We start from the raw sequence: 19,222 nt of genomic DNA, 5'->3' as shown, positions 1-19,222 counted from the left end.
GCCAAGGGGAAGGTTCGCCTAGCTCGGCGACCGCCCCCCTAAGTAACGTAATCGGCCACGCGATTCTGCCGAGTAAAACCGATGAAGAACATAAGCATTCTGGTTCTGGAAGACGAACCCTTCCAGCGTCTGTTGGCCATGGCCGCCTTGAAAAAGCTCGGCCTGAAGGACATCTGCGGCGCCGGGGACGGCACCGAAGCACTGGCCATGCTTCAGGAACGCGGTGGCGTCGATATCGTGCTTTGCGACCTGCGCATGGCCGGCATGGACGGCCTGGCCTTCCTGCGCCACGCCAGCCAACGGGGCCTGGCACGCGCTGTAGTACTGAGCAGCGCGGTGGAGCCGGTGCTGCGCCAGGCCACCATCTCGATGATCCGCTGCCTGGGTCTGGAGTTCCTCGGCGACCTTGGCAAGCCCTTCGATATCGGTCGCGCCAACCAGTTGCTGCGCGCCTTCGATCCCGCCGTAGAACTGCCACCCGGTAAACCGGAGGTGGTTGAGATCCCCTCCCTGAGCGACTTGCTCGACGGCTTCGAGCGCGGCGAGTTCGAAGCCTGGTTCCAGCCAAAGTTCGATATGCGCAGTGGTGCACTGCAAGGTGCGGAGCTGCTCGCCCGCTGGCGCCACCCGCAATACGGCGTCCTCAGCCCGGCGCACTTCCTGGCCCAGGTCGAAAGCAATGGCCTCATCGACCGCCTGTTCTGGCAGCTCTTCGAGCAGGGCCTGACACTACAGCGTGACCTGGCCATCGTGGGGCAGCGCATCGAGTTGGCGTTCAACATCCAGCCCAGCCAGTTGAGCGACCAGAAAATGGTCGAACGTATCGCCCGCCGCCTGCAGGAAAGTGGCCTGCCCGCCGATGGGTTGAACTTCGAAGTGACCGAAACGGGCCTGCTGCGGGCACCCGCTGCCAGCCTTGAAAACCTCGTCAGGTTGCGCCTGATGGGCTGCGGCCTGGCCATGGATGACTTCGGCGCTGGCTACTCCTCGCTCGACCGCTTGTGCGAACTGCCCTTCAGCCAGATCAAGCTCGACTCTTCGTTCGTGCGCAAGCTGCAGAGCCACCCACGTTGCGCCGCGGTGGTCAGAAGCGCTGTAGCCCTGGCTAGCACGATGGACATTTCCCTGGTGGTGGAAGGGGTAGAAAGCAAGGAGCAGAAGACGCGCCTGCTGGAACTGGGCTGCTCCCTGGCGCAAGGGTTTCTCTTCGCCCGCCCCATGGACGGCGCCGCCTTGAAGCGCCATATCGCGCAACGATGAACCGCGCTGCAGCGCAGCTCAAGCCTCCTGCAGGTGCTCGCGCAGCCCGCTCTCCAGCTCTGTCAGCGCCCGCGCAAGCGCATCGCCCGCCTGCCGCAGCCGAGCCCCATCGGGCGGCGCATCGGCAGTGGCCGCCATCAATTGCCGGCAGGCCGCTATCACCCCCGCCGCCTTGACGACCCGCGCCGCGCCGATCAGCCGGTGAGCCAGCTCGGCAAGCCCCTCGGCATCGCCCGCCTCCAGCAACGGGGCCAGGGCCACGAGATCCTTGCGGTTGGTCGCCAGCAACTCACCCAGCAGGTTTCTCACCAGCGCTTCATCGCCCCCGGTGAGTGGCTGCAGGGGGGCCAGGTCGAACAACGCCCCCTCATCCAACGGTTCCGCGCCCTGCTGGCGCTCCCGGGCAAGGACCCCAAGCGCCCGCTGCAGGGCATCCAGGCCGATGGGTTTGATCAGGCATTCATCCATGCCGGCGGCCAGGCCCCGCTCGATCTCCTCGGGCTGGGCGTCGGCGGTCAGCCCGATGATGCACACCGCCGCCAGGCCCCGCTCGCGTTCCTCCAGGCGTATGGCAGCCGCCAGCTCGGCACCGCTCATGCGCGGCATGTGGCAGTCGGTGGCCACGGTATCGAAGTGCCCTTCGCGCCAGCGCTGCAAGGCATCTTCGCCATCGCCCGCTTCCTCCACCTCATGGCCGAGGAAGACCAATTGCTGCTGCAGGATCTGCCGGTTCACCGGGTGATCGTCCACCACCAGTACGCGCAACCGCCGTGAGGCCACCACTGCAGCGACCGGCGCCGGCTCCATTGGCGGTACGGGGTCCAGGCGGTGCAGGCGCAAGCTCACATCCACCCGAGTACCGCGCCCCGGGACGCTGTCGAGGCTCAGACGCCCGCCCATCATTTCGCAGAGCGAGCGGCAGATGACCAGGCCCAGCCCGGTACCGTCCACCGGCTGGCCTGCCCGCTCGATGCGGGAGAAGGGCCGGAACAGGCGCGCCTGGTCCGCTGGCGAGATGCCGATGCCGCTGTCCTCGATGCTCAGGCTGACCCTGAGCATCCCCGCCTCCGAGGTATCTCCGTCAACGCGAACGCTGACCCGCCCATGGGTGGTGAACTTGATGGCGTTGCTCACGAGGTTGGACAGGATCTGCTTGAAACGCTGCCCATCCACCAGCACATCACCCTGGATGCTGCCGTCGATCTCCAGCGCCAGCTCCAGGCGCTTCTGGCGCGCCAGGCCATCGAACACCCGGGCCACCGACTCGACCAGTTCGCGCAGGTTGGCGCGCCCGGGCGCAAGGCTGAGCCGCCCCGACTCGATGCGCGCGATATCGAGGATGTCGCCGATCAGCGTCAGCAGGCTCCTGGCGGAGCCGTAGGCGACCTGGATGCCGGCCGGGTCGATGGGCCCGCTCTCGGCGCGTTTCAGGGCCAGCTCGAGGATGCCGATCACCGCGTTCATCGGCGTGCGGATCTCGTGGCTCATGGTGGCGAGGAATGCCGTCTTGGCGCGGCTGGCGTCGTCGGCCTGGCGCTTCGCAGCCTCTAGCTCGCGGACCAGGTGATGGTGCTCGGTAATGTCCAGCCAGCCGCCAATCACACCCTTTATCGCGCCGGTGGAGTCCTGGAAGGGCTGGATCCAATGCTCGATCCACAGCCGCCGACCACCCAGCTCCAGTTCGTGCGTGCCCTGGATCAGACCCCCGCCCTCCATAGCCTGGAGGTAGCTCTCGTGGAAGAGCGGCGCGGCCTCGAAGGTCAGTGGCAGCTCCGCCACCGTGCAGCCCAGCACCTGCTCCCGCTCCAGGCCAAGGGTCTGCAGGTAGCTGCGGTTGCAGGACAGCATCCGGCCAGCCGTGTCACGCACATAGACAGGGGGCGGCATGCTGTCGATCAGGGTTTCGATGAAGCGCAACTCGTCGTTGAGCTGCCGCTCCGCTGCCCGCCGCTTGCGCACCTCACGACGCAGGCGCAGCCCCCAGGCGAGCACCAGCCCCAGCAACACCAGGGCACCGATGACGATCTGCAGGATCAGCTGGTTGTAGTCGCGCCAGGTCTGCGCGCTCATGGCCGGGCTGCCGCGCCAACGATTGGCGGCGGCATTCAGCTCATCCGGCGCCAGGCTGCCGAGTGCCTTGTCGAGGATCGACTGCAACTCGACATCGCCGCGGCGCATCGCAAAGTTCGCGGTGGCCGGGTCGATGGGCACCAGGGACGACACCGCCAGCCGATTGCGGAACAGCCGCACCACGTAATAGCGGGCAGTGGGTAACGACACCAGCGCCGCATCGGCGTCGCCGCTGTAGACCAGGTTCATGGCATCCAGCGACGAGGCCGCCGCCAGCAGCTCCGCGCCTGGGTAGATGCCGCGGGCCTCCTCGGTCGCCACATGCCCAGCGGCGATGGCCAGGCGCTTGCCATCGAGGCCGTCGAGCGGCTCGGCAAGGCCGTCTTGCGCCCTTCTCGCCACCAGTACGAAGGGATTGGTGACCACCGGCCGGGTGAAGCGCAGCGCGCTTTCACGTTCGCGTCCCTGGGTGAGAATGGCCAGATCGAAACGCCCCTGGCGCAAGCTCTCCATCTGGTCGGCAAGGCTGCCCCGGCGACTGACCGCCTCGAACTGCAGGCCGGTGCGCAGGGACACCATCTCCAGCAGGTCGGCGGCGATGCCGCGGAACTGGCCCTGGGCATCGAAAAACGCCATCGGCGCCATGTCGTCGTCGATCACCAGGCGCACGCGCGGATGGCGCTCCACCCAGCGCCGCTCCTCCGCCGTCAGCGGCAACGGCTCCAGCGCCGGCATCACGCCGCTGCCCACCCAGCGCTTGGCGATGCCCTCCAGGCGCGAGCGGCCCAGAGCGCGCAGGGCCGCATCCAAGCCGCGAAGCAATTGCGGGTCCCCAGGGCGAACGATGAAGGCCACGCCATCGGCCTGGAGCTCGGCGAAGCGCTCGAAGCGCACCAGACCATAGAAACCCCGGTTGATCCGGTAGTAAGCGGTCAGCACGTCGCCCAGGTACAGATCGGCCTTGCCGAAGGCCACCGCGGCCAGTGCCTCATCCACCGAGCCCGCCGCCACCAGGTGCGCGCCGGGGAAGCCCTGGCGCAACGCGGGATCGGTGAGGTATTCGGTGGTGGTGGCGATGGTCAGCCCGGCCATGTCGGCTGGGAATTCGCGGCCATCCTCCTGGCGGCGGAACAGCGCGGCGTGCTCGATGGCGAACGGCTGGCTGCGCGCCACGGCAGCCCCATGCAGGCCGTGACTGGATGCGCTGGCCATATCGATCTCGCCCTCCTCCAGCGCCCGGGCCACGGCGGCCTGGTCGGGCAGCCTGCGCAGGACGACGCGCATGCCGAGCATCTGGCCGACCAGCGCCACCACATCCGCCGTCATGCCCTCGAAACTGCCATCGCGCTGCAGCATCGCCAAGGGCGCCTCGATGTCGCCCGCCACCCCCAGCACCAGCTCGCGCTTCTGCCGCAGCCAGTGCCAATCGCTTTCGCCAAGGGTGAGTTCCTGCTGGTCCACCCGCAGCTGGCTGGCCAGGCGCAGGGGGATGGTTTCCTGGGAGGCGGCCCGTGCCGACAGGGCGAGCGGCAACAGCCAGAGGTTCAGGCAGAAGTACTGCACAAGTACGCGGAGTGAAATATGACGGAACACCGGGCCGACCTGTTTCTAGGCGTTGGATGAAAGGAACATTAGTTGAAGAGCGGCAGGTCGTTAATCGTCTGAGTGCATTTAAAACTGCCTACATAGGCTGTAGGAAACTTCCCAAACACCCGGACCCGGCCTTCACCGCGAATATACTTCCCGCCTCACGTATTCAGCCAACTCCCCAGGCGCCACGGCCAAAAGACCCGTGGCCGCTGGCGTGACCCACTGGGATCACGTCAGGAATATTAGGAATTGTCTGAAAGACTTCAACATAACTTCCGAAGAAATATCCCATAGCGTCGGATCGACCTACAGCGGTTATTGATCCGCCTTGGGTAACTTGTTTGCGCTGCGCCCACCGGCAATTGCGCAAACACTCACCACGAAAACTTGCCCTTTAATCGAACGGCTTTGCGTGCGCGCCGTAGACCATTGGGAAACTCGCTAAGGAGTACTGAATAGATGAGTAAGATTCTGCTTATCGACAACCAACCGATGATCCGCTTCGCCACCCGCGTGCTGCTGGAGCGCGAGGGCTACGACATGGTCGGCGAGACCGAGAACGGTGTGGAAGGGCTGAGCCTGGCCCGCTCGCTCAAGCCGGACCTGGTCATCCTCGACATCGCCATCCCCAAGCTCGACGGCATGGAAGTGCTGACCCGCCTCGCCGCCATGGACGTCAACCTCAAGCTGCTGGTACTGACTTCGCTGCCCGCCGCGCTCTACGCCAACCGCTGCCTGCAGGCCGGCGCCACGGGCTATCTGTCCAAGCAGGAGCAGGCGGTCAGCCTGATCGCCGCGACCAAGTCGGTGCTCTCCGGCTACAGCCTGTTCCCCAGCACCGTGCACCTGCCGGTGCCGTCCCAGGCCGGCGAAGACACCCAGTTGCTGGACAGCCTCTCCGACCGTGAACTGGCGGTGCTGCAGAACCTGGCCAATGGCAAGAACAACAAGGAAATCGCCGAGCAGCTGTTCATCAGCCACAAGACGGTGAGCACCTACAAGTCGCGCCTGATGGACAAACTCAAGACCCGTAACCTGGTCGACCTGATCGACTTCGCCCGCCGCTACGCCCTGCCCACGCCCTGACCGCTCACCCCGCCGCTCGCGCGGGCGGCAGGCCGATCACCCGTGCCACATGCACGGGTGGCGGCAGCTGCCGATGCGCCGCCGCCAGCCCGCCGACCCTCTCGGCGACCGTGCTGGCGAACGGCGTCGAGCGCGCACTCGCACTGTCCACGTTCATCAGCATCTGCTCACTGGCCGCCAGCAAATCATCGCCGCCCTCGGGGTACAGCCCGTGATGGATGTGCAGGCGCTTGGCGTCGTGGGCGAGCACCTGGGTGCACACCTCCACCCCGGCACCGAGCTTCACCTCGGCGAGAAAGTTGAGGTGGCACTCCAGCGTGTAGAGGGTGTGACCGCTGCTCGCACGCCCCGCCTCGTCCAGGCCGATATGGTCCATCAGCGCATCGGTGGCGTAGCTGAAGATCAGCAGGTAGAACGCGTCGCGCAGGTGGCCGTTGTAGTCCACCCATTCGGCGGGAATGGCGGTGCGGTAGGTGGTGAGGGCTTGGCTCATGGCGATTCCTGGCGATGGCCCTCTCCCAGGGAGAGGGCCGCTTCGAAGTAGCGGGAGGTCCGTGGGGCGTCAGTCGGCGAAGGCGAAGCCGTGCTTCTCCTTGGTCGCCTTCACCGCGTCGAGTACCGCCAGCAGGCAGTCATCACGATAGCGCTCCAGCTCGGCGATGCTGCGCGAGCCCTGCTGCTCGCTGGTGCCTTCCACCACGCTGTCGATCAGCGTCTCGGTCAGCTCCGGGGCCGGCAGGTAGGTCCAGGGCAGCTGCAGCGCCGGGCCGAACTGCGCCATGAAGTGGCGCATGCCGGCATTGCCACCCGCCAGGGTGTAAGTGAGGAAGGTGCCCATGAAGGACCAGCGCAGCCCCGCACCAAAGCGGATCGCATCGTCGATCTCGCCAGTGCTGGCAACGCCGTCGTTGACCAGGTGCAACGCCTCGCGCCACAGCGCTTCCAGCAGGCGGTCGGCGATGAAGCCGGGCACTTCCTTGCGCACGTGCAGGGGGCGCATGCCCAGCGCGGTGTAGATTTTTATCGCCGCCTGCACGGCCTCCGGCGCGGTCTTCTCGCCGCCCACCACTTCCACCAGCGGCAGCAGGTAGACCGGGTTGAACGGGTGGCCCACCACGCAACGTTCCGGGTGCACGGCGTCGGCGTAGAACTCGCTGGGCAGCAGGCCCGAGGTGCTGGAGCCGATGATCGCCTCCGGGCGCGCCGCCGCGCTGATGCGGGCGTGCAGGTCGAGCTTCAGGTCGAGCCGCTCGGGCGCGCTTTCCTGGATGAAGTCGGCGTCGCGCACGCACTCCTCGACCGTCTCGACGAAGCGCAGGCGCTCCTGGGAGGCGCCCGGCGCCAGGCCCTGCTTCTGCAGCGCCGGCCAGGCGTTGGCGATGCGGGTGCGCAGGGCGGCTTCGGCACCGGGCGCCGGGTCCCAGGCGACGACGTCGAGGCCGTGGGCCAGGGCGCGGGCGACCCAGCCGCTGCCGATGACGCCGCTGCCGAGGGCGGCGAAGGTCTTGATGTGGGTGATGAAGGCCATGGTGGCTCCTGGTCCTGTGTCCGATATGGGGGGTTCCCGGGCTGAAGCCCGGGCTAGGGGAGAAACGTCAGCCGCGGCGCTTGAGGTTCATCTTCTCGCGGCCCTCGGCCGGGCTCAGGGCACGGCCACCAAGGCGCTCGATGATTTCCACCGCCCGCTCCACCAGCTGGCCGTTGCTGGCGTGCACGCCACGGTCGAGCCAGATGTTGTCCTCCAGGCCGACGCGCACGTTGCCGCCCAGCAGCATGGCCTGGGCGACCATGGGCATCTGCGAACGGCCGATGCCGAAGCCGGCCCAGGTGGCGCCCGCCGGCAGGTTATCGGCCATGGCTTTCATGGTGGTGGTGTCCGCCGGGGCGCCCCAGGGGATGCCCAGGCAGATCTGGAACAGCGGGTCGTCCAGCAGGCCTTCCTTGAGCATCTGCTTGGCGAACCACAGGTGCCCGGTGTCGAAGATTTCCAGCTCGGCCTTCACCCCCAGCTCGGTGATGCGCTTGGCGCCGGCGCGCAGTTGCGCGGGGGTGGAGACGTAGATGAAGTCGCCATCGCCGAAGTTGAGCGTGCCGCAGTCCAGGGTGCAGATCTCCGGCAGCAGCTCTTCCACATGCTTGAGCCGCTCCAGCGGGCCCACCAGGTCGGTGCCGGCGCCGAACTCCAGGGGCTGCTCGCCCTTGCCGATCTCCAGGTCGCCGCCCATGCCGGCGGTGAGGTTGATGATCACGTCGGTGTCGCTTTCGCGGATGCGCTCCACCAGCTCGCGGTAGAGCGCCACGTCGCGGCTGGGCTTGCCGGTGCGCGGGTCGCGCACGTGGCAGTGGGCGACCGTGGCGCCGGCCTTGGCCGCTTCGATGGCGGCGGCGGCGATCTCCTTCGGCGTGACCGGGATGGCCGGGTGCTTGCCGATGGTATCGCCGGCGCCGGTTACCGCACAGGTGACGATGACTTCATGGTTCACGGTTGCAACATCCTTTCTTGGAGGCGATCGGGTGCCGTGCGCGGCGAACCGCGCACGGGAGGAAGCGAAGCGTTGGTAACGGCAGCGAAGCTGCAGGAGCTACTTGAGCGAGGCGATGGCCGTCTCGGCGCCGTTCTTGCCGTCGAAGGTGGTCACCCCGGCGAGCCAAGCCTTGACCACTTCAGGGTTGGCCTTGATCCATTCGCGGGCGACCTTGGCCGGCGCCTCGCGCTCCATGATCGGCTGCATCAGGCGGCTCTCCTGCTCGCTGGTGAAGCGCAGGTTGGTGAGCAGGCGGTCGGCGTTGGGGCAGCGCTGGGCGAAGTCCGGCGCGGTGACGGTGGAGACGGTGGCGGCGCCGTCGTTGGGGCCGAACACGTCATGGCTGCCGGTGAGGTAGGTGATCGGCATCTGGATGTTCATCGGGTGCGGCTTCCAGCCGAAGAACACCACCGGCTTGTGGTTCTTCACCGCCCGCGACACGGCGGTGAGCATGGCCGCCTCGCTGGACTCCACCAGCTTGAAGCCGCCGAGGCCGAACTGGTTCTCGTCGATCATCTTCTTGATCGCCATGTTGGCCCCGGAACCGGATTCGATGCCGTAGATCTTGCCGTCCAGCTGGTCCTTGTAGCGGGCGATGTCGGCGAAGGTCTTCAGCCCTTCTTCCGCCGTGTAGGTGGGCACCGCGAGCACGGCCACGGCATCCTCCAGGGACGGCTTGGGCGCCACCTTCACCGAGGCGCTGTCGAGGAAGGGCTGGATGTTGTCGTCCATGATCGGCTTCCAGTAGCCGAGGAACACATCCACCTGCTTCTTCTGGATGCCGGCGAAGATGATCTGCTGCGACGCCTGGGTCTGGGTGGTTTCGTAGCCGAGGCCGGCCAGCAGCTCGGAGGCCACGGCGGTGGTGGCGACCACGTCGGTCCAGCCGACCGCGCCGATGCGGATCTTCTGGCAACTGGCGTCGTCCGCCGCCAGCAGGGTGGAACTGAACAGGGTGAGAAGACAGCAACCCGCGAGTGCGTTGAGACCTTTCATCGAATGCTCCCCTACAGCCATACGGTTATCGGGCCACGCGGCCCGTCTGTTGTTGTGCCGGGGCTCTTGGCGCCCCGCCGTTCGCGGGCCCTGTTGCACCCGTGGCAGCCAGATTACGCAACGCCAAACCGGCCAAATCGAACTAAAACGACCGAATGTTGAACGGGAACGACCTCCTGCATTGCCTTGTCCGCCGTCCTGCCTTTTAGTGTGACAACGCCCCGACAGGTCGCCCCGATGCCCCAGACCCTGTGGTTCCTCCTGCTGCCCGGTTTTTCCATGATGGGCCTGATGTCCGCCATCGAGCCCCTGCGCGTGGCCAACCGCTTCCGTGGCGAACTCTACCGCTGGCGCCTGCTGAGTGTGGACGGCGGCGCGGTGGAAGGCAGCAACGGCATGTCCCTCAACGTCGATGCGGGGCTGGAGCGTCCCGGCGCCAGCGACAGCCTGTTCGTGGTGGCCGGCTTCGAACCCCTGGCCAGCTTCACCCCGCGCCTGGCCCACTGGCTCAAGCGCGCCGACCTCGACGGCGCCACCCTCGGCGGCATCGACACCGGCAGCTTCGTACTCGCCGAGGCCGGCCTCTTCGCCCGCCAGCGCCTGACCCTGCACTGGGAAGCCATCGACGCCTTCCAGGAACGCTACCCCGGCCTTTTGCCGACCCAGGAGCTGTTCGAAATCGATGGCCGTCGCATCACCAGCGCCGGCGGCACCGCCACCCTCGACCTGATGCTCACCCTGATCGGCCGCGACCACGGCGACGAACTGGCGGTGGAGGTCTCCGAGCAGTTCGTCCTCGGTCGCATCCGCACCCGCCAGGATCACCAGCGCATGCAGATCACCCGCCGCTACGGCGTGCACAACCGCAAGCTGGTACAGGTGATCGGCGAGATGGAGCGCCACAGCGAGCAGCCCCTGGGCTCCGCCGAACTGGCCGCCCTGGTGGGCGTGACCCCGCGCCAGCTGGAGCGCCTGTTCCGCCTGCACCTGGACGACACGCCGTCCGGCTTCTACCTGGCCCTGCGCCTAGAGAAGGCCCGCCAGCTGCTGCGCCAGACCGACATGGGCGTGCTGGAGATCGGCCTCGCCTGCGGCTTCGAATCCTCGTCCTATTTCTCCCGCTGCTACCGCAACCGCTTCGCCGCCTGTCCCAGCCAGGACCGCCACGAACACCCGGCCAGCGAAGCGACGCCACCCGGCACGCGCACGCAACGCCCGACACGATCAACGACGGATCAGCGCATCTGAGCGCAGATCGGCGCCGTTCACCTCGCACTCCCCATCGCATCCAAGCGCATCGGCCAGCCCCGCTGCCACCCGGCTTGTCCATCCACGACCCCGCATTGACGCTTTCGGCAATCCCCCCGTCGCTTTTGCGCGATAGCGCCGAAAGCCCCGGCGATATGCTCGGTTCAAAGCGCCGGCAGAAGATTCGGCGCACCAAGAATCAAAGGGGACAGCCTGATGAGCCCAGCCGAACTGCACGCCGACAGCATCGTCATCGATGGCCTGATCATCGCCAAGTGGAACCGCGAACTCTTCGAGGACATGCGCAAGGGCGGCCTGACTGCGGCCAACTGCACCGTTTCCGTTTGGGAGGGCTTCCAGGCCACGGTCAACAACATCGCCGCCAGCCAGAAACTGATCCGCGAGAACAGCGACCTGGTGATGCCCGTGCGTACCACGGCCGATATCCGCAAGGCCAAGGAACAGGGCAAGACCGGCATCCTCTTCGGCTTCCAGAACGCCCACGCGTTCGAGGACCAGATCGGCTACGTGGAGGTGTTCAAGCAGCTCGGCGTGGGCATCGTGCAGATGTGCTACAACACCCAGAACCTCGTGGGCACCGGCTGCTACGAGCGCGATGGAGGGCTCTCCGGCTTCGGTCGCGAGATCGTCGCCGAGATGAACCGCGTCGGCGTCATGTGCGACCTCTCCCACGTCGGCTCCAAGACCTCCGAGGAAGTCATCCTCGAATCGAAGAAGCCGGTCTGCTACTCCCACTGCCTGCCGTCGGGCCTCAAGCAACACCCGCGCAACAAGTCCGATGAAGAGCTGAAGTTCATCGCCGACCACGGCGGCTTCGTCGGCGTGACCATGTTCGCGCCGTTCCTGGCCAAGGGCATCGACTCCACCATCGACGACTACGCCGAAGCCATCAAGTACGTGATGAACATCGTCGGCGAGGACGCCATCGGCATCGGCACCGACTTCACCCAGGGCCACGGCCAGGACTTCTTCGAATACCTGACCCACGACAAGGGCTACGCCCGCCGCCTGACCAACTTCGGCAAGATCATCAACCCGCTGGGCATCCGCACCGTGGGCGAATTCCCCAACCTCACCGAAACCCTGCTGGGGCGCGGCCACAGCGAACGCGTGGTGCGCAAGATCATGGGCGAGAACTGGGTGAATGTCCTCAAGGACGTCTGGGGCGAATGACGCCGGCCCGAACCGAACACGAACGTAGGGTGGATGACGCTCTTTTCATCCACCAGCCCACCGCGCGGTGGCTCATCTCTGCGGCGGATGACTGAAGCGCCATCCGCCCGATACCTGACCTGAATTCGGAGTTATCCACATGGCCAAACACGCCCCTGAACTGCCCATCGAAGTCGACAGCGAGACCGGCGTCTGGACCACCGACGCCCTGCCGATGCTCTATGTGCCGCGCCACTTCTTCGTCAACAACCACATGGGCATCGAGTCCGAGCTGGGCCCTGCGCGCTACGCCGAGATCCTCTACAAGGCCGGCTACAAGTCCGCCTGGCACTGGTGCGAGAAAGAAGCCGAATGCCACGGCCTGGAAGGCGTCGCGGTGTTCGAGCACTACATGAAGCGCCTTTCCCAGCGCGGCTGGGGCCTGTTCAAGATCCAGGACATCGACCTCGACAAGGGCACCGCCAGCGTCAAGCTCGAGCACTCCGCCTTCGTCTACGTGTACGGCAAGGTCGGGCGCAAGGTCGACTACATGTTCACCGGCTGGTTCGCCGGGGCCATGGACCAGATCCTGGCCGCGCGCGGCAGCAGCATCCGCACCGTCGCCGAGCAGGTCTACAGCGGCTCGGAAGCAGGCCACGACGATGGCCTGTTCATCGTCAAACCCCTCTGAGGCGAGGCACGGCATCATGGCGTTCGAAGCAATGTTCCAGCCGATCCAGATCGGCAAACTGACCATCCGCAACCGCGTGCTCAGTACCGCCCACGCCGAGGTCATCGCCACCGATGGCGGCATGACCACCGAGCGCTACGTGAAGTACTACGAGGAGAAGGCCAAGGGCGGCATCGGCCTGGCCATCTGCGGCGGCTCGTCGGTGGTGTCCAGCGACAGCCCGCAGCAATGGTGGAGTTCGGTGAACCTCTCCACCGACCGCATCATCCCGCACTTCCAGAACCTCGCCGACGCCATGCACAAGCACGGCGCCAAGATCATGATCCAGATAACCCACATGGGCCGGCGTTCGCGCTGGGACGGCTTCAACTGGCCGACCCTGATGTCGCCTTCCGGTATCCGTGAGCCCGTGCACCGCGCCACCTGCAAGACCATCGAGATCGAAGAGATCTGGCGCGTCATCGGCGACTTCGCCCAGGCTGCGCGCCGCGCCAAGGCCGGCGGCCTGGACGGCGTCGAGCTCTCCGCCGTGCACCAGCACATGATCGACCAGTTCTGGAGCCCGCGCGTCAACAAGCGTACCGACGAATGGGGTGGCACCTTCGAAGGCCGCATGAAGTTCGGCCTGGAAGTGCTCAAGGCGGTGCGCGAGGAAGTCGGCCCCGACTTCTGCGTGGGCCTGCGCATCTCCGGTGACGAATTCCACCCGGACGGCCTGTCCCACGAGGACATGAAGCAGATCGCCAAGTACTACTGCGACACCGGCATGCTCGACTTCATCGGCGTGGTCGGCTCCGGCGCCGACACCCACAACACCCTGGCCAACGTCATCCCCAACATGAGCTTCCCGCCGGAGCCCTTCCTGCACCTGGCGGCCGGCATCAAGGAAGTGGTCAACGTCCCGGTGCTGCACGCGCAGAACATCAAGGACCCGAACCAGGCCACGCGCATCCTCGAAGGCGGCTACGTCGACATGGTCGGCATGACCCGCGCCCACATCGCCGACCCGCACCTGATCGCCAAGATCAAGATGGGCCAGGTGGACCAGATCAAGCAGTGCGTCGGCGCCAACTACTGCATCGACCGCCAGTACCAGGGCCTGGACGTGCTGTGCATCCAGAACGCCGCCACCACCCGTGAGTACATGGGCCTGCCGCACATCATCGAGAAGACCACCGGCAAGAAGCGCAAGGTGGTCATCGTCGGGGGCGGCCCGGCCGGCATGGAAGCGGCACGCGTCGCCGCCGAACGCGGCCACGACGTGACCCTGTTCGAGAAGAAGGACCAGCTCGGCGGGCAGATCAGCATCGCCGCCAAGGCACCGCAGCGCGACCAGATCGCCGGCATCACCCGCTGGTACCAGCTGGAGATCGCCCGCCTCGGCGTCGACCTGCGCCTGGGCACCGGTGCCGATGTGGATACCATCCTCGATCTGCGCCCGGACATCGTCGTCCTGGCCAACGGCGGCCATCCCTTCATCGAGCAGAACGAACACTGGGGCGCAGCGGAAGGCCTGGTGGTCAGCGCCTGGGACATCCTCGACGGCAAGGTCGCGCCCGGCCGCAACGTGCTGGTCTACGACACCATCTGCGAATTCGGCGGCATGTCGGCGGCGGACTATCTTTCCGAGAAGGGCTCCCAGGTCGAGATCGTCACCGACGACACCAAGCCCGGCGTCGCCATGGGCGGCACCACCTTCCCCACCTACTACCGCAGCATGTACCCCAAGGAAGTGATCATGACCGGCGACCTGGTGCTGGAGAAGGTCTACCGCGAGGGCGACAAGCTGGTGGCGCTGTTGGAGAACGAATACACCGGCGCCCGCGAGGAACGCGTAGTCGACCAGGTCGTCATCGAAAACGGCGTGCGCCCCGACGAGAGCCTGTACTACGCGCTCAAGCAGGGCTCGCGCAACAAGGGCCAGATCGACGTCGACGCACTGTTCGAGATCCGCCCGCAGCCCTGCCTGGCCGAAACCGGCGACGGCTACCTGCTGTTCCGCATCGGCGACTGCGGCGCACCGCGCAACGTGCACGCGGCGATCTACGACGCCCTGCGGTTGTGCAAGGACTTTTAAAAGCAGCCACAAGCGGCAAGGGGTAAGCCGCAAGCAGGAGCCGGAGCGGGACTCGGCTCTTGCTTGCAGCTTGAAGCTTGTCGCTTGCCGCTGCGGCCAAGGTGGTTATCCATGTTGAGCACATTGCTTCCGATCCTTCTTTTCACCGCCCTGGCACTGGCCGTACTCGGCGCCGCCAAGCGCTTCCTCATGTGGCGCCGGGGCCGGCCGGCGAAGGTCGACTGGCTGGGTGGCCTGCTGGCCATGCCGCGCCGCTACCTGGTGGACCTGCACCACGTGGTCGAGCGCGACACGTACATGTCCAAGACCCACGTGGCCACGGCCGGCGGCTTCGTCCTGGCGGCGCTGCTGGCGATCCTCGTGCATGGCTTCGGGCTGCACAGCCGCATCCTCGGCTTCGCCCTGCTGGGTGCCACGGCGCTGATGTTCGTCGGCGCGCTGTTCGTCGCCAAGCGCCGCCTCGACCCGCCCTCGCGGCTGTCGAAAGGCCCCTGGATGCGCCTGCCCAAGAGCCTGCTGATGTTCGCCGCGAGCTTCTTCATCGCCACCCTGCCGGTGGCCGGCATCCTGCCGGCCGGCTTCGGCGGCTGGTTCCTCGCGGCCATCCTCGCCGTGGGCGTGGCCTGGAGCGTGTCCGAGCTGTTCTTCGGCATGACCTGGGGCGGGCCGATGAAGCACGCCTTCGCCGGTGCCCTGCACCTGGCCTGGCACCGCCGCGCCGAACGCTTCGGCGGCGGCCGTTCCACCGGCCTCAAAGCCCTGGACCTGGCCGACCCGAGCGCGCCCCTGGGCGTGGAAAAGCCCACCGACTTCACCTGGAACCAGCTGCTCGGCTTCGACGCCTGCGTGCAGTGCGGCAAGTGCGAGGCCATGTGCCCGGCCTTCGCCGCCGGCCAGCCGCTGAACCCGAAGAAGCTGATCCAGGACATGGTCATCGGCCTGGCCGGCGGCAATGACGCCAACTTCGCCGGCAGCCCCTACCCAGGCAAGCCCCTGGGCGAACACAGCGGCGGCCCGCACCAGCCCATCGTCGCCCTGCAGGGCAAAGCCCTGGTGGACGCCGAAACGCTCTGGTCCTGCACCACCTGCCGCGCCTGCGTCGAGGAGTGCCCGATGATGATCGAGCACGTCGACGCCATCGTCGACATGCGCCGCCACCTCACCCTGGAAAAGGGCGCCACCCCGAACAAGGGCGCCGAGGTGCTGGAAAACCTCATCGCCACCGACAACCCCGGCGGCTTCGCCCCCGGCGGGCGGCTCAACTGGGCGGCGGACCTGAACCTGCCGCTGATGAGCGAGAAGAAACAGGCCGACGTGCTGTTCTGGGTCGGCGACGGCGCCTTCGACATGCGCAACCAGCGCACCCTGCGGGCCTTCGTGAAGATCCTCAAGGCCGCCGACGTCGACTTCGCGGTGCTCGGCCTGGAAGAGCGCGACAGCGGCGACGTGGCCCGGCGCCTGGGCGACGAAGCCACCTTCCAGCAGCTGGCCCGGCGCAACATCGCCACGCTTTCGCAGTACCGCTTCACGCGCATCGTCAGCTGCGACCCCCACAGCTTCCACGTGCTGAAGAACGAATACGGCGCCCTCGGCGGTCACTACCAGGTGCTGCACCACAGCACCTTCATCGACGAACTGGTACAGGGCGGCGCGCTGAACCTCGGCCAGAGCAAGGCCGGTGCCGTGACCTACCACGACCCCTGCTACCTGGGCCGCTACAACGGCGAGTACGAAGCCCCACGCGCAGTGCTCAAGGCCATCGGCATCGAGGTGAAGGAAATGGCCCGCTCCGGCTTCCGCTCCCGTTGCTGTGGCGGCGGCGGCGGCGCACCGATCACCGACATCCCCGGCAAGCAACGCATCCCCGACATGCGCATGGTCGACATCAAGGAGACCGGCGCCGAGGTGGTGGCCGTGGGTTGCCCGCAATGCACCGCGATGCTCGAAGGCGTGGTCGCGCCGCGCCCGGAGATCAAGGACATCGCCGAGCTGGTGGCCGAGGTGCTGGTCGAGGCCCCGGCAGAAGCGAAGAAGCCGGCAGCGGCGAAACGCGAAGCAGTGGCGGAGGTGCATTGATGCAACACCTTGCCCACCTGCGCCCCTCCCGCACGGAGATACAACGATGAGCGACATCATCCGCCGCGACCCGCGTGCCGAGCGTATCGCCCGCAATCGCCTGCACCCCCTGCATGCCGCAATGCAGCAGCAGGGCCAGACCCGCTGGATGGGGCCCAACGGCGTCATCCGCAAGAACCCCCACGCCATCGCCGCCGGCTTCATCGGCCCCGCCGGCATCAAGCGCATAGACCGCAGCGGCGCCCAGCAGGGCACCATCGGCAAGCGCAGCGGTGCCAGCGAGGCGGTGCAACTGCCGCTGCATGTGGTGGCGCAACCGGCGTTCTACATCGCCGTGGTGCCGGACATGGTCGGCGGCCGACTCGGCAGCCACGACAAGGACCTGCTCGGCCTGGCCAGCAAGCTCGCAGGCCCGGACGGCGCGGTGGTCGCGGTGCTGTTCGGCGACGACAAGGAAACCGCCTTCGACAGCGCCGGCATCGACCGCATCCTGCGCATCCAGGGCGAGGCCTTCGACGGCTACGCGCCGGAAGCGCGGGTACTGGCCCTGAGCGCGGTGGAAAGCCAGCTCGCCCCCCGCCACTGGCTGCTGCCCGACAGCCGCAGCGGCGGTGGCGAACTGGGTCGGCGCCTGGCCGCCAAGCTCGGCGAGCGCCCCGCCACCCGCGTCTGGCAGGTGGATGGCGAGCACTGCAGCGGTCGCGCCGGTGCCGGTCGCGAGGACCTGGTGCGCGCCACGCCGCGGCTGATCCTGGCCGCCGCCGAGTGCGCCGAGCCGGTCAGCGAGACCCGCCACGAAGCCAGCCCCATCGAGCTGCAGGCCAGCATCGCCCGCAGCCTGCCGCGCATCGAGGACCTCGGCGCAGTGGCCGTGGACCCGGCGCAGATTCCCATGGCCGAGGCCGAATTCATCCTGTCCGGCGGCAACGGCGTGAAGGACTGGGCGCAGTTCCACGAAGCGGCCAAGGTACTGGGCGCCACCGAGGGTGCCTCCCGCGTCGCGGTGGACGACGGCCACATGCCGCGCAACCGCCAGGTCGGTGCGACCGGCACCTGGGTCACCGCGCGGGTGTATATGGCCGTGGGCATTTCCGGCGCCATCCAGCACCTGCAGGGCATAGGCGCCTGCGACAAGGTGATCGCGGTGAACATGGACCCGGGCTGCGACATGATCAAACGCGCCGATCTCTCGGTGATCGGCGACTCCGGCGCCATCCTCGCCGCACTGATCGAACGGATCACCGCACACCGTCAGGGAGGTGCACGCGATGCCGCATGACGCACTGAACATCGTCGCCCTGGTCTCGGTCGGCGCTCACCCCACCTCCGGCCGCCCACGGCGTGCGGAACAGGACGCGCGGGCCGTGGAACTCGGCCTGCGCCTGGGTGGCGAACGCCTGCAGGTGCTGCACGCCGGCAACCCTCGCGAGGAGGCCCTGCGCGCCTACCTGGGCATGGGCCTGGCGCAGATCGCCGTGCTCGAACAACCCGCCCAGGCCGATGCGCTACCCGCCCTGGCCGATTACCTCGCCGATGCCGGCGCGCAACTGGTGCTCACCGGCAGCCAGGCGGAAACCGGCGAAGGCTCGGGCATGCTGCCCTTCCTGCTGGCCGAGCGGCTCGGCTGGCCGCTGGTGGTGGGCCTGGCCGAAGTGGAGAAGGTGGAGAACGGCGTGGCCCAGGTGCTGCAAGCCCTGCCCCGTGGCCAACGGCGCCGCCTGCGGGTGCGCCTGCCGTTTCTCGCCAGCGTCGACAACGCCGCCCCGGTGGGACGCCAGAGTGCCTTCGGCCCGGCGCGACGCGGCACGCTCAAGGCCTGCGACGTCGAGGTGGTTGAAGACGTGCTGCTGGCCGAGGCACGCTTGCAGCCGGCCCGGCCCAGGCCCAAGCGCCTCAAGGTGATCAAGGCCAAGACCGGCGCCGAGCGCATGAAGGCGGCCACGGCCAAGGCTTCAGGCGGGGGCGGCAAGGTGCTCAAGGACCTGTCGCCAGACGAGGGTGCCGAGGCTATCTTCAAGCTGTTGATGGAAGAAGGAGTGCTGCGCTGACGCGCAGCCCGATGACCGGAGGAGACAGGCCATGATGCATGCCGATCTGATCGACCAGGAAGATTTCCGCGAGCGCCTGGTGGCGCTGGGGCTGGCCATTCCCTCGGGGGTGAGCGCCGAACAGGCCTGCGAACACGCCGTAAGCGGCCTCAGCCCCGAACGCGCCGTGGCCCTGCGGCGCCTGGTGGAGGAACTGCTGGGAGGCCGCGCCACCCTGCTGCCCAACGTGCGCGAGGCCATCTCCCGTACCCTGCTGCCGGCGCTAGTACCGCGCTGATCCACCCGCCACCAAAAAGGGCGCCGATGGCGCCCTTTTTCATGCCCGTGCACACAGCCCCGTAGGATGGCGTAGAGCGAAGCGAAACCCATCACTCTCGGGCAC

15 protein-coding genes are annotated in these 19,222 nt (G+C 67.2%); 10 read left to right on the top strand and 5 right to left on the bottom strand.

Going from position 1 to position 19,222, the window contains the following annotated elements:
- The first annotated feature begins 81 nt into the window (after window positions 1-81).
- A complete protein-coding gene (locus tag PI990_RS02580; RefSeq protein WP_021218155.1) occupies window positions 82-1,260 on the top strand; it encodes an EAL domain-containing response regulator in 1,179 nt (392 codons plus the stop codon).
- Between the two features lie 18 nt (window positions 1,261-1,278).
- On the opposite strand, the gene PI990_RS02575 is transcribed toward PI990_RS02580, so the two are convergent.
- On the bottom strand, window positions 1,279-4,911 hold the full coding sequence (locus tag PI990_RS02575) for a transporter substrate-binding domain-containing protein (RefSeq protein WP_442969331.1): 3,633 nt from the start codon (window positions 4,909-4,911) through the stop codon (window positions 1,279-1,281).
- Between the two features lie 468 nt (window positions 4,912-5,379).
- On the opposite strand from PI990_RS02575, the gene PI990_RS02570 reads away from it, so the two are divergent.
- Window positions 5,380-6,006, top strand: coding sequence for a response regulator transcription factor (locus PI990_RS02570; protein ID WP_021218157.1), 627 nt, complete (start codon window positions 5,380-5,382; stop codon window positions 6,004-6,006).
- A gap of 4 nt (window positions 6,007-6,010) precedes the next feature.
- Here PI990_RS02570 and PI990_RS02565 read toward each other — a convergent pair whose 3' ends face one another.
- The 4 genes from PI990_RS02565 to choX all read right to left on the bottom strand — a co-directional run bounded on the left by PI990_RS02565 (window position 6,011) and on the right by choX (window position 9,527).
- Complete coding sequence (locus tag PI990_RS02565) at window positions 6,011-6,499, bottom strand: thioesterase family protein (protein WP_271659736.1); 489 nt, start codon at window positions 6,497-6,499, stop codon at window positions 6,011-6,013.
- A gap of 69 nt (window positions 6,500-6,568) precedes the next feature.
- On the bottom strand, window positions 6,569-7,534 hold the full coding sequence (locus PI990_RS02560) for an L-carnitine dehydrogenase (RefSeq protein ID WP_021218159.1): 966 nt from the start codon (window positions 7,532-7,534) through the stop codon (window positions 6,569-6,571).
- A gap of 67 nt (window positions 7,535-7,601) precedes the next feature.
- Window positions 7,602-8,489: a 3-keto-5-aminohexanoate cleavage protein gene (locus PI990_RS02555; protein ID WP_271659735.1), complete on the bottom strand. Its 888-nt coding sequence runs from the start codon at window positions 8,487-8,489 to the stop codon at window positions 7,602-7,604.
- A gap of 99 nt (window positions 8,490-8,588) precedes the next feature.
- Window positions 8,589-9,527: a choline ABC transporter substrate-binding protein gene (gene choX / locus PI990_RS02550; protein WP_271659734.1), complete on the bottom strand. Its 939-nt coding sequence runs from the start codon at window positions 9,525-9,527 to the stop codon at window positions 8,589-8,591.
- Between the two features lie 237 nt (window positions 9,528-9,764).
- Here choX and PI990_RS02545 point away from each other — a divergent pair, with 237 nt between their 5' ends.
- From PI990_RS02545 to PI990_RS02510, 8 genes are all read left to right on the top strand, one after another.
- Entirely contained in the window at window positions 9,765-10,775 is a 1,011-nt protein-coding gene (locus PI990_RS02545) for a GlxA family transcriptional regulator (RefSeq protein ID WP_271659733.1), read from the top strand.
- Window positions 10,776-10,991: 216 nt separating this feature from the next.
- On the top strand, window positions 10,992-11,969 hold the full coding sequence (locus PI990_RS02540; RefSeq protein WP_271659732.1) for a dipeptidase: 978 nt from the start codon (window positions 10,992-10,994) through the stop codon (window positions 11,967-11,969).
- 139 nt (window positions 11,970-12,108) lie between these two features.
- Complete coding sequence (locus PI990_RS02535; RefSeq protein WP_271659731.1) at window positions 12,109-12,639, top strand: DUF5943 domain-containing protein; 531 nt, start codon at window positions 12,109-12,111, stop codon at window positions 12,637-12,639.
- 16 nt (window positions 12,640-12,655) lie between these two features.
- Window positions 12,656-14,716: a dimethylglycine demethylation protein DgcA gene (dgcA, locus tag PI990_RS02530; protein ID WP_031287283.1), complete on the top strand. Its 2,061-nt coding sequence runs from the start codon at window positions 12,656-12,658 to the stop codon at window positions 14,714-14,716.
- Window positions 14,717-14,827: 111 nt separating this feature from the next.
- Complete coding sequence (dgcB, locus tag PI990_RS02525) at window positions 14,828-16,792, top strand: dimethylglycine demethylation protein DgcB (RefSeq protein ID WP_271659730.1); 1,965 nt, start codon at window positions 14,828-14,830, stop codon at window positions 16,790-16,792.
- A gap of 46 nt (window positions 16,793-16,838) precedes the next feature.
- Window positions 16,839-18,071, top strand: coding sequence for an electron transfer flavoprotein subunit alpha (gene etfA / locus PI990_RS02520; RefSeq protein WP_271659729.1), 1,233 nt, complete (start codon window positions 16,839-16,841; stop codon window positions 18,069-18,071).
- On the top strand, window positions 18,061-18,840 hold the full coding sequence (etfB, locus tag PI990_RS02515) for an electron transfer flavoprotein subunit beta (protein ID WP_271659728.1): 780 nt from the start codon (window positions 18,061-18,063) through the stop codon (window positions 18,838-18,840). The genes etfA and etfB overlap by 11 nt, the downstream gene beginning before the upstream one ends.
- 31 nt (window positions 18,841-18,871) lie before the next feature.
- The gene (locus tag PI990_RS02510) at window positions 18,872-19,117 is read left to right on the top strand and encodes a hypothetical protein (RefSeq protein WP_021218169.1); all 246 of its coding nucleotides are present in this window, start codon (window positions 18,872-18,874) and stop codon (window positions 19,115-19,117) included.
- The last annotated feature ends 105 nt before the right edge of the window (window positions 19,118-19,222 follow it).

The sequence above is a fragment of the Pseudomonas sp. TUM22785 genome, assembly GCF_028198105.1.
Taxonomy (GTDB): domain Bacteria; phylum Pseudomonadota; class Gammaproteobacteria; order Pseudomonadales; family Pseudomonadaceae; genus Metapseudomonas; species Metapseudomonas solani.
The sequence above is the reverse complement of the archived record's forward strand: the minus strand, read 5'-3'. Positions and strand labels throughout refer to the sequence as shown.

Bases quoted from the DNA above. Each gene is read 5' to 3' on its own strand.
- PI990_RS02580 (WP_021218155.1), top strand. From the start codon at position 82: ATGAAGAACATAAGCATTCTGGTTCTGGAAGACGAACCCTTCCAGCGT.
- PI990_RS02570 (WP_021218157.1), top strand. From the start codon at position 5,380: ATGAGTAAGATTCTGCTTATCGACAACCAACCGATGATCCGCTTCGCC.
- PI990_RS02565 (WP_271659736.1), bottom strand. From the start codon at position 6,499: ATGAGCCAAGCCCTCACCACCTACCGCACCGCCATTCCCGCCGAATGG.
- PI990_RS02560 (WP_021218159.1), bottom strand. From the start codon at position 7,534: ATGGCCTTCATCACCCACATCAAGACCTTCGCCGCCCTCGGCAGCGGC.
- choX (WP_271659734.1), bottom strand. From the start codon at position 9,527: ATGAAAGGTCTCAACGCACTCGCGGGTTGCTGTCTTCTCACCCTGTTC.
- PI990_RS02545 (WP_271659733.1), top strand. From the start codon at position 9,765: ATGCCCCAGACCCTGTGGTTCCTCCTGCTGCCCGGTTTTTCCATGATG.
- PI990_RS02540 (WP_271659732.1), top strand. From the start codon at position 10,992: ATGAGCCCAGCCGAACTGCACGCCGACAGCATCGTCATCGATGGCCTG.
- PI990_RS02535 (WP_271659731.1), top strand. From the start codon at position 12,109: ATGGCCAAACACGCCCCTGAACTGCCCATCGAAGTCGACAGCGAGACC.
- dgcA (WP_031287283.1), top strand. From the start codon at position 12,656: ATGGCGTTCGAAGCAATGTTCCAGCCGATCCAGATCGGCAAACTGACC.
- dgcB (WP_271659730.1), top strand. From the start codon at position 14,828: ATGTTGAGCACATTGCTTCCGATCCTTCTTTTCACCGCCCTGGCACTG.
- etfA (WP_271659729.1), top strand. From the start codon at position 16,839: ATGAGCGACATCATCCGCCGCGACCCGCGTGCCGAGCGTATCGCCCGC.
- etfB (WP_271659728.1), top strand. From the start codon at position 18,061: ATGCCGCATGACGCACTGAACATCGTCGCCCTGGTCTCGGTCGGCGCT.
- PI990_RS02510 (WP_021218169.1), top strand. From the start codon at position 18,872: ATGATGCATGCCGATCTGATCGACCAGGAAGATTTCCGCGAGCGCCTG.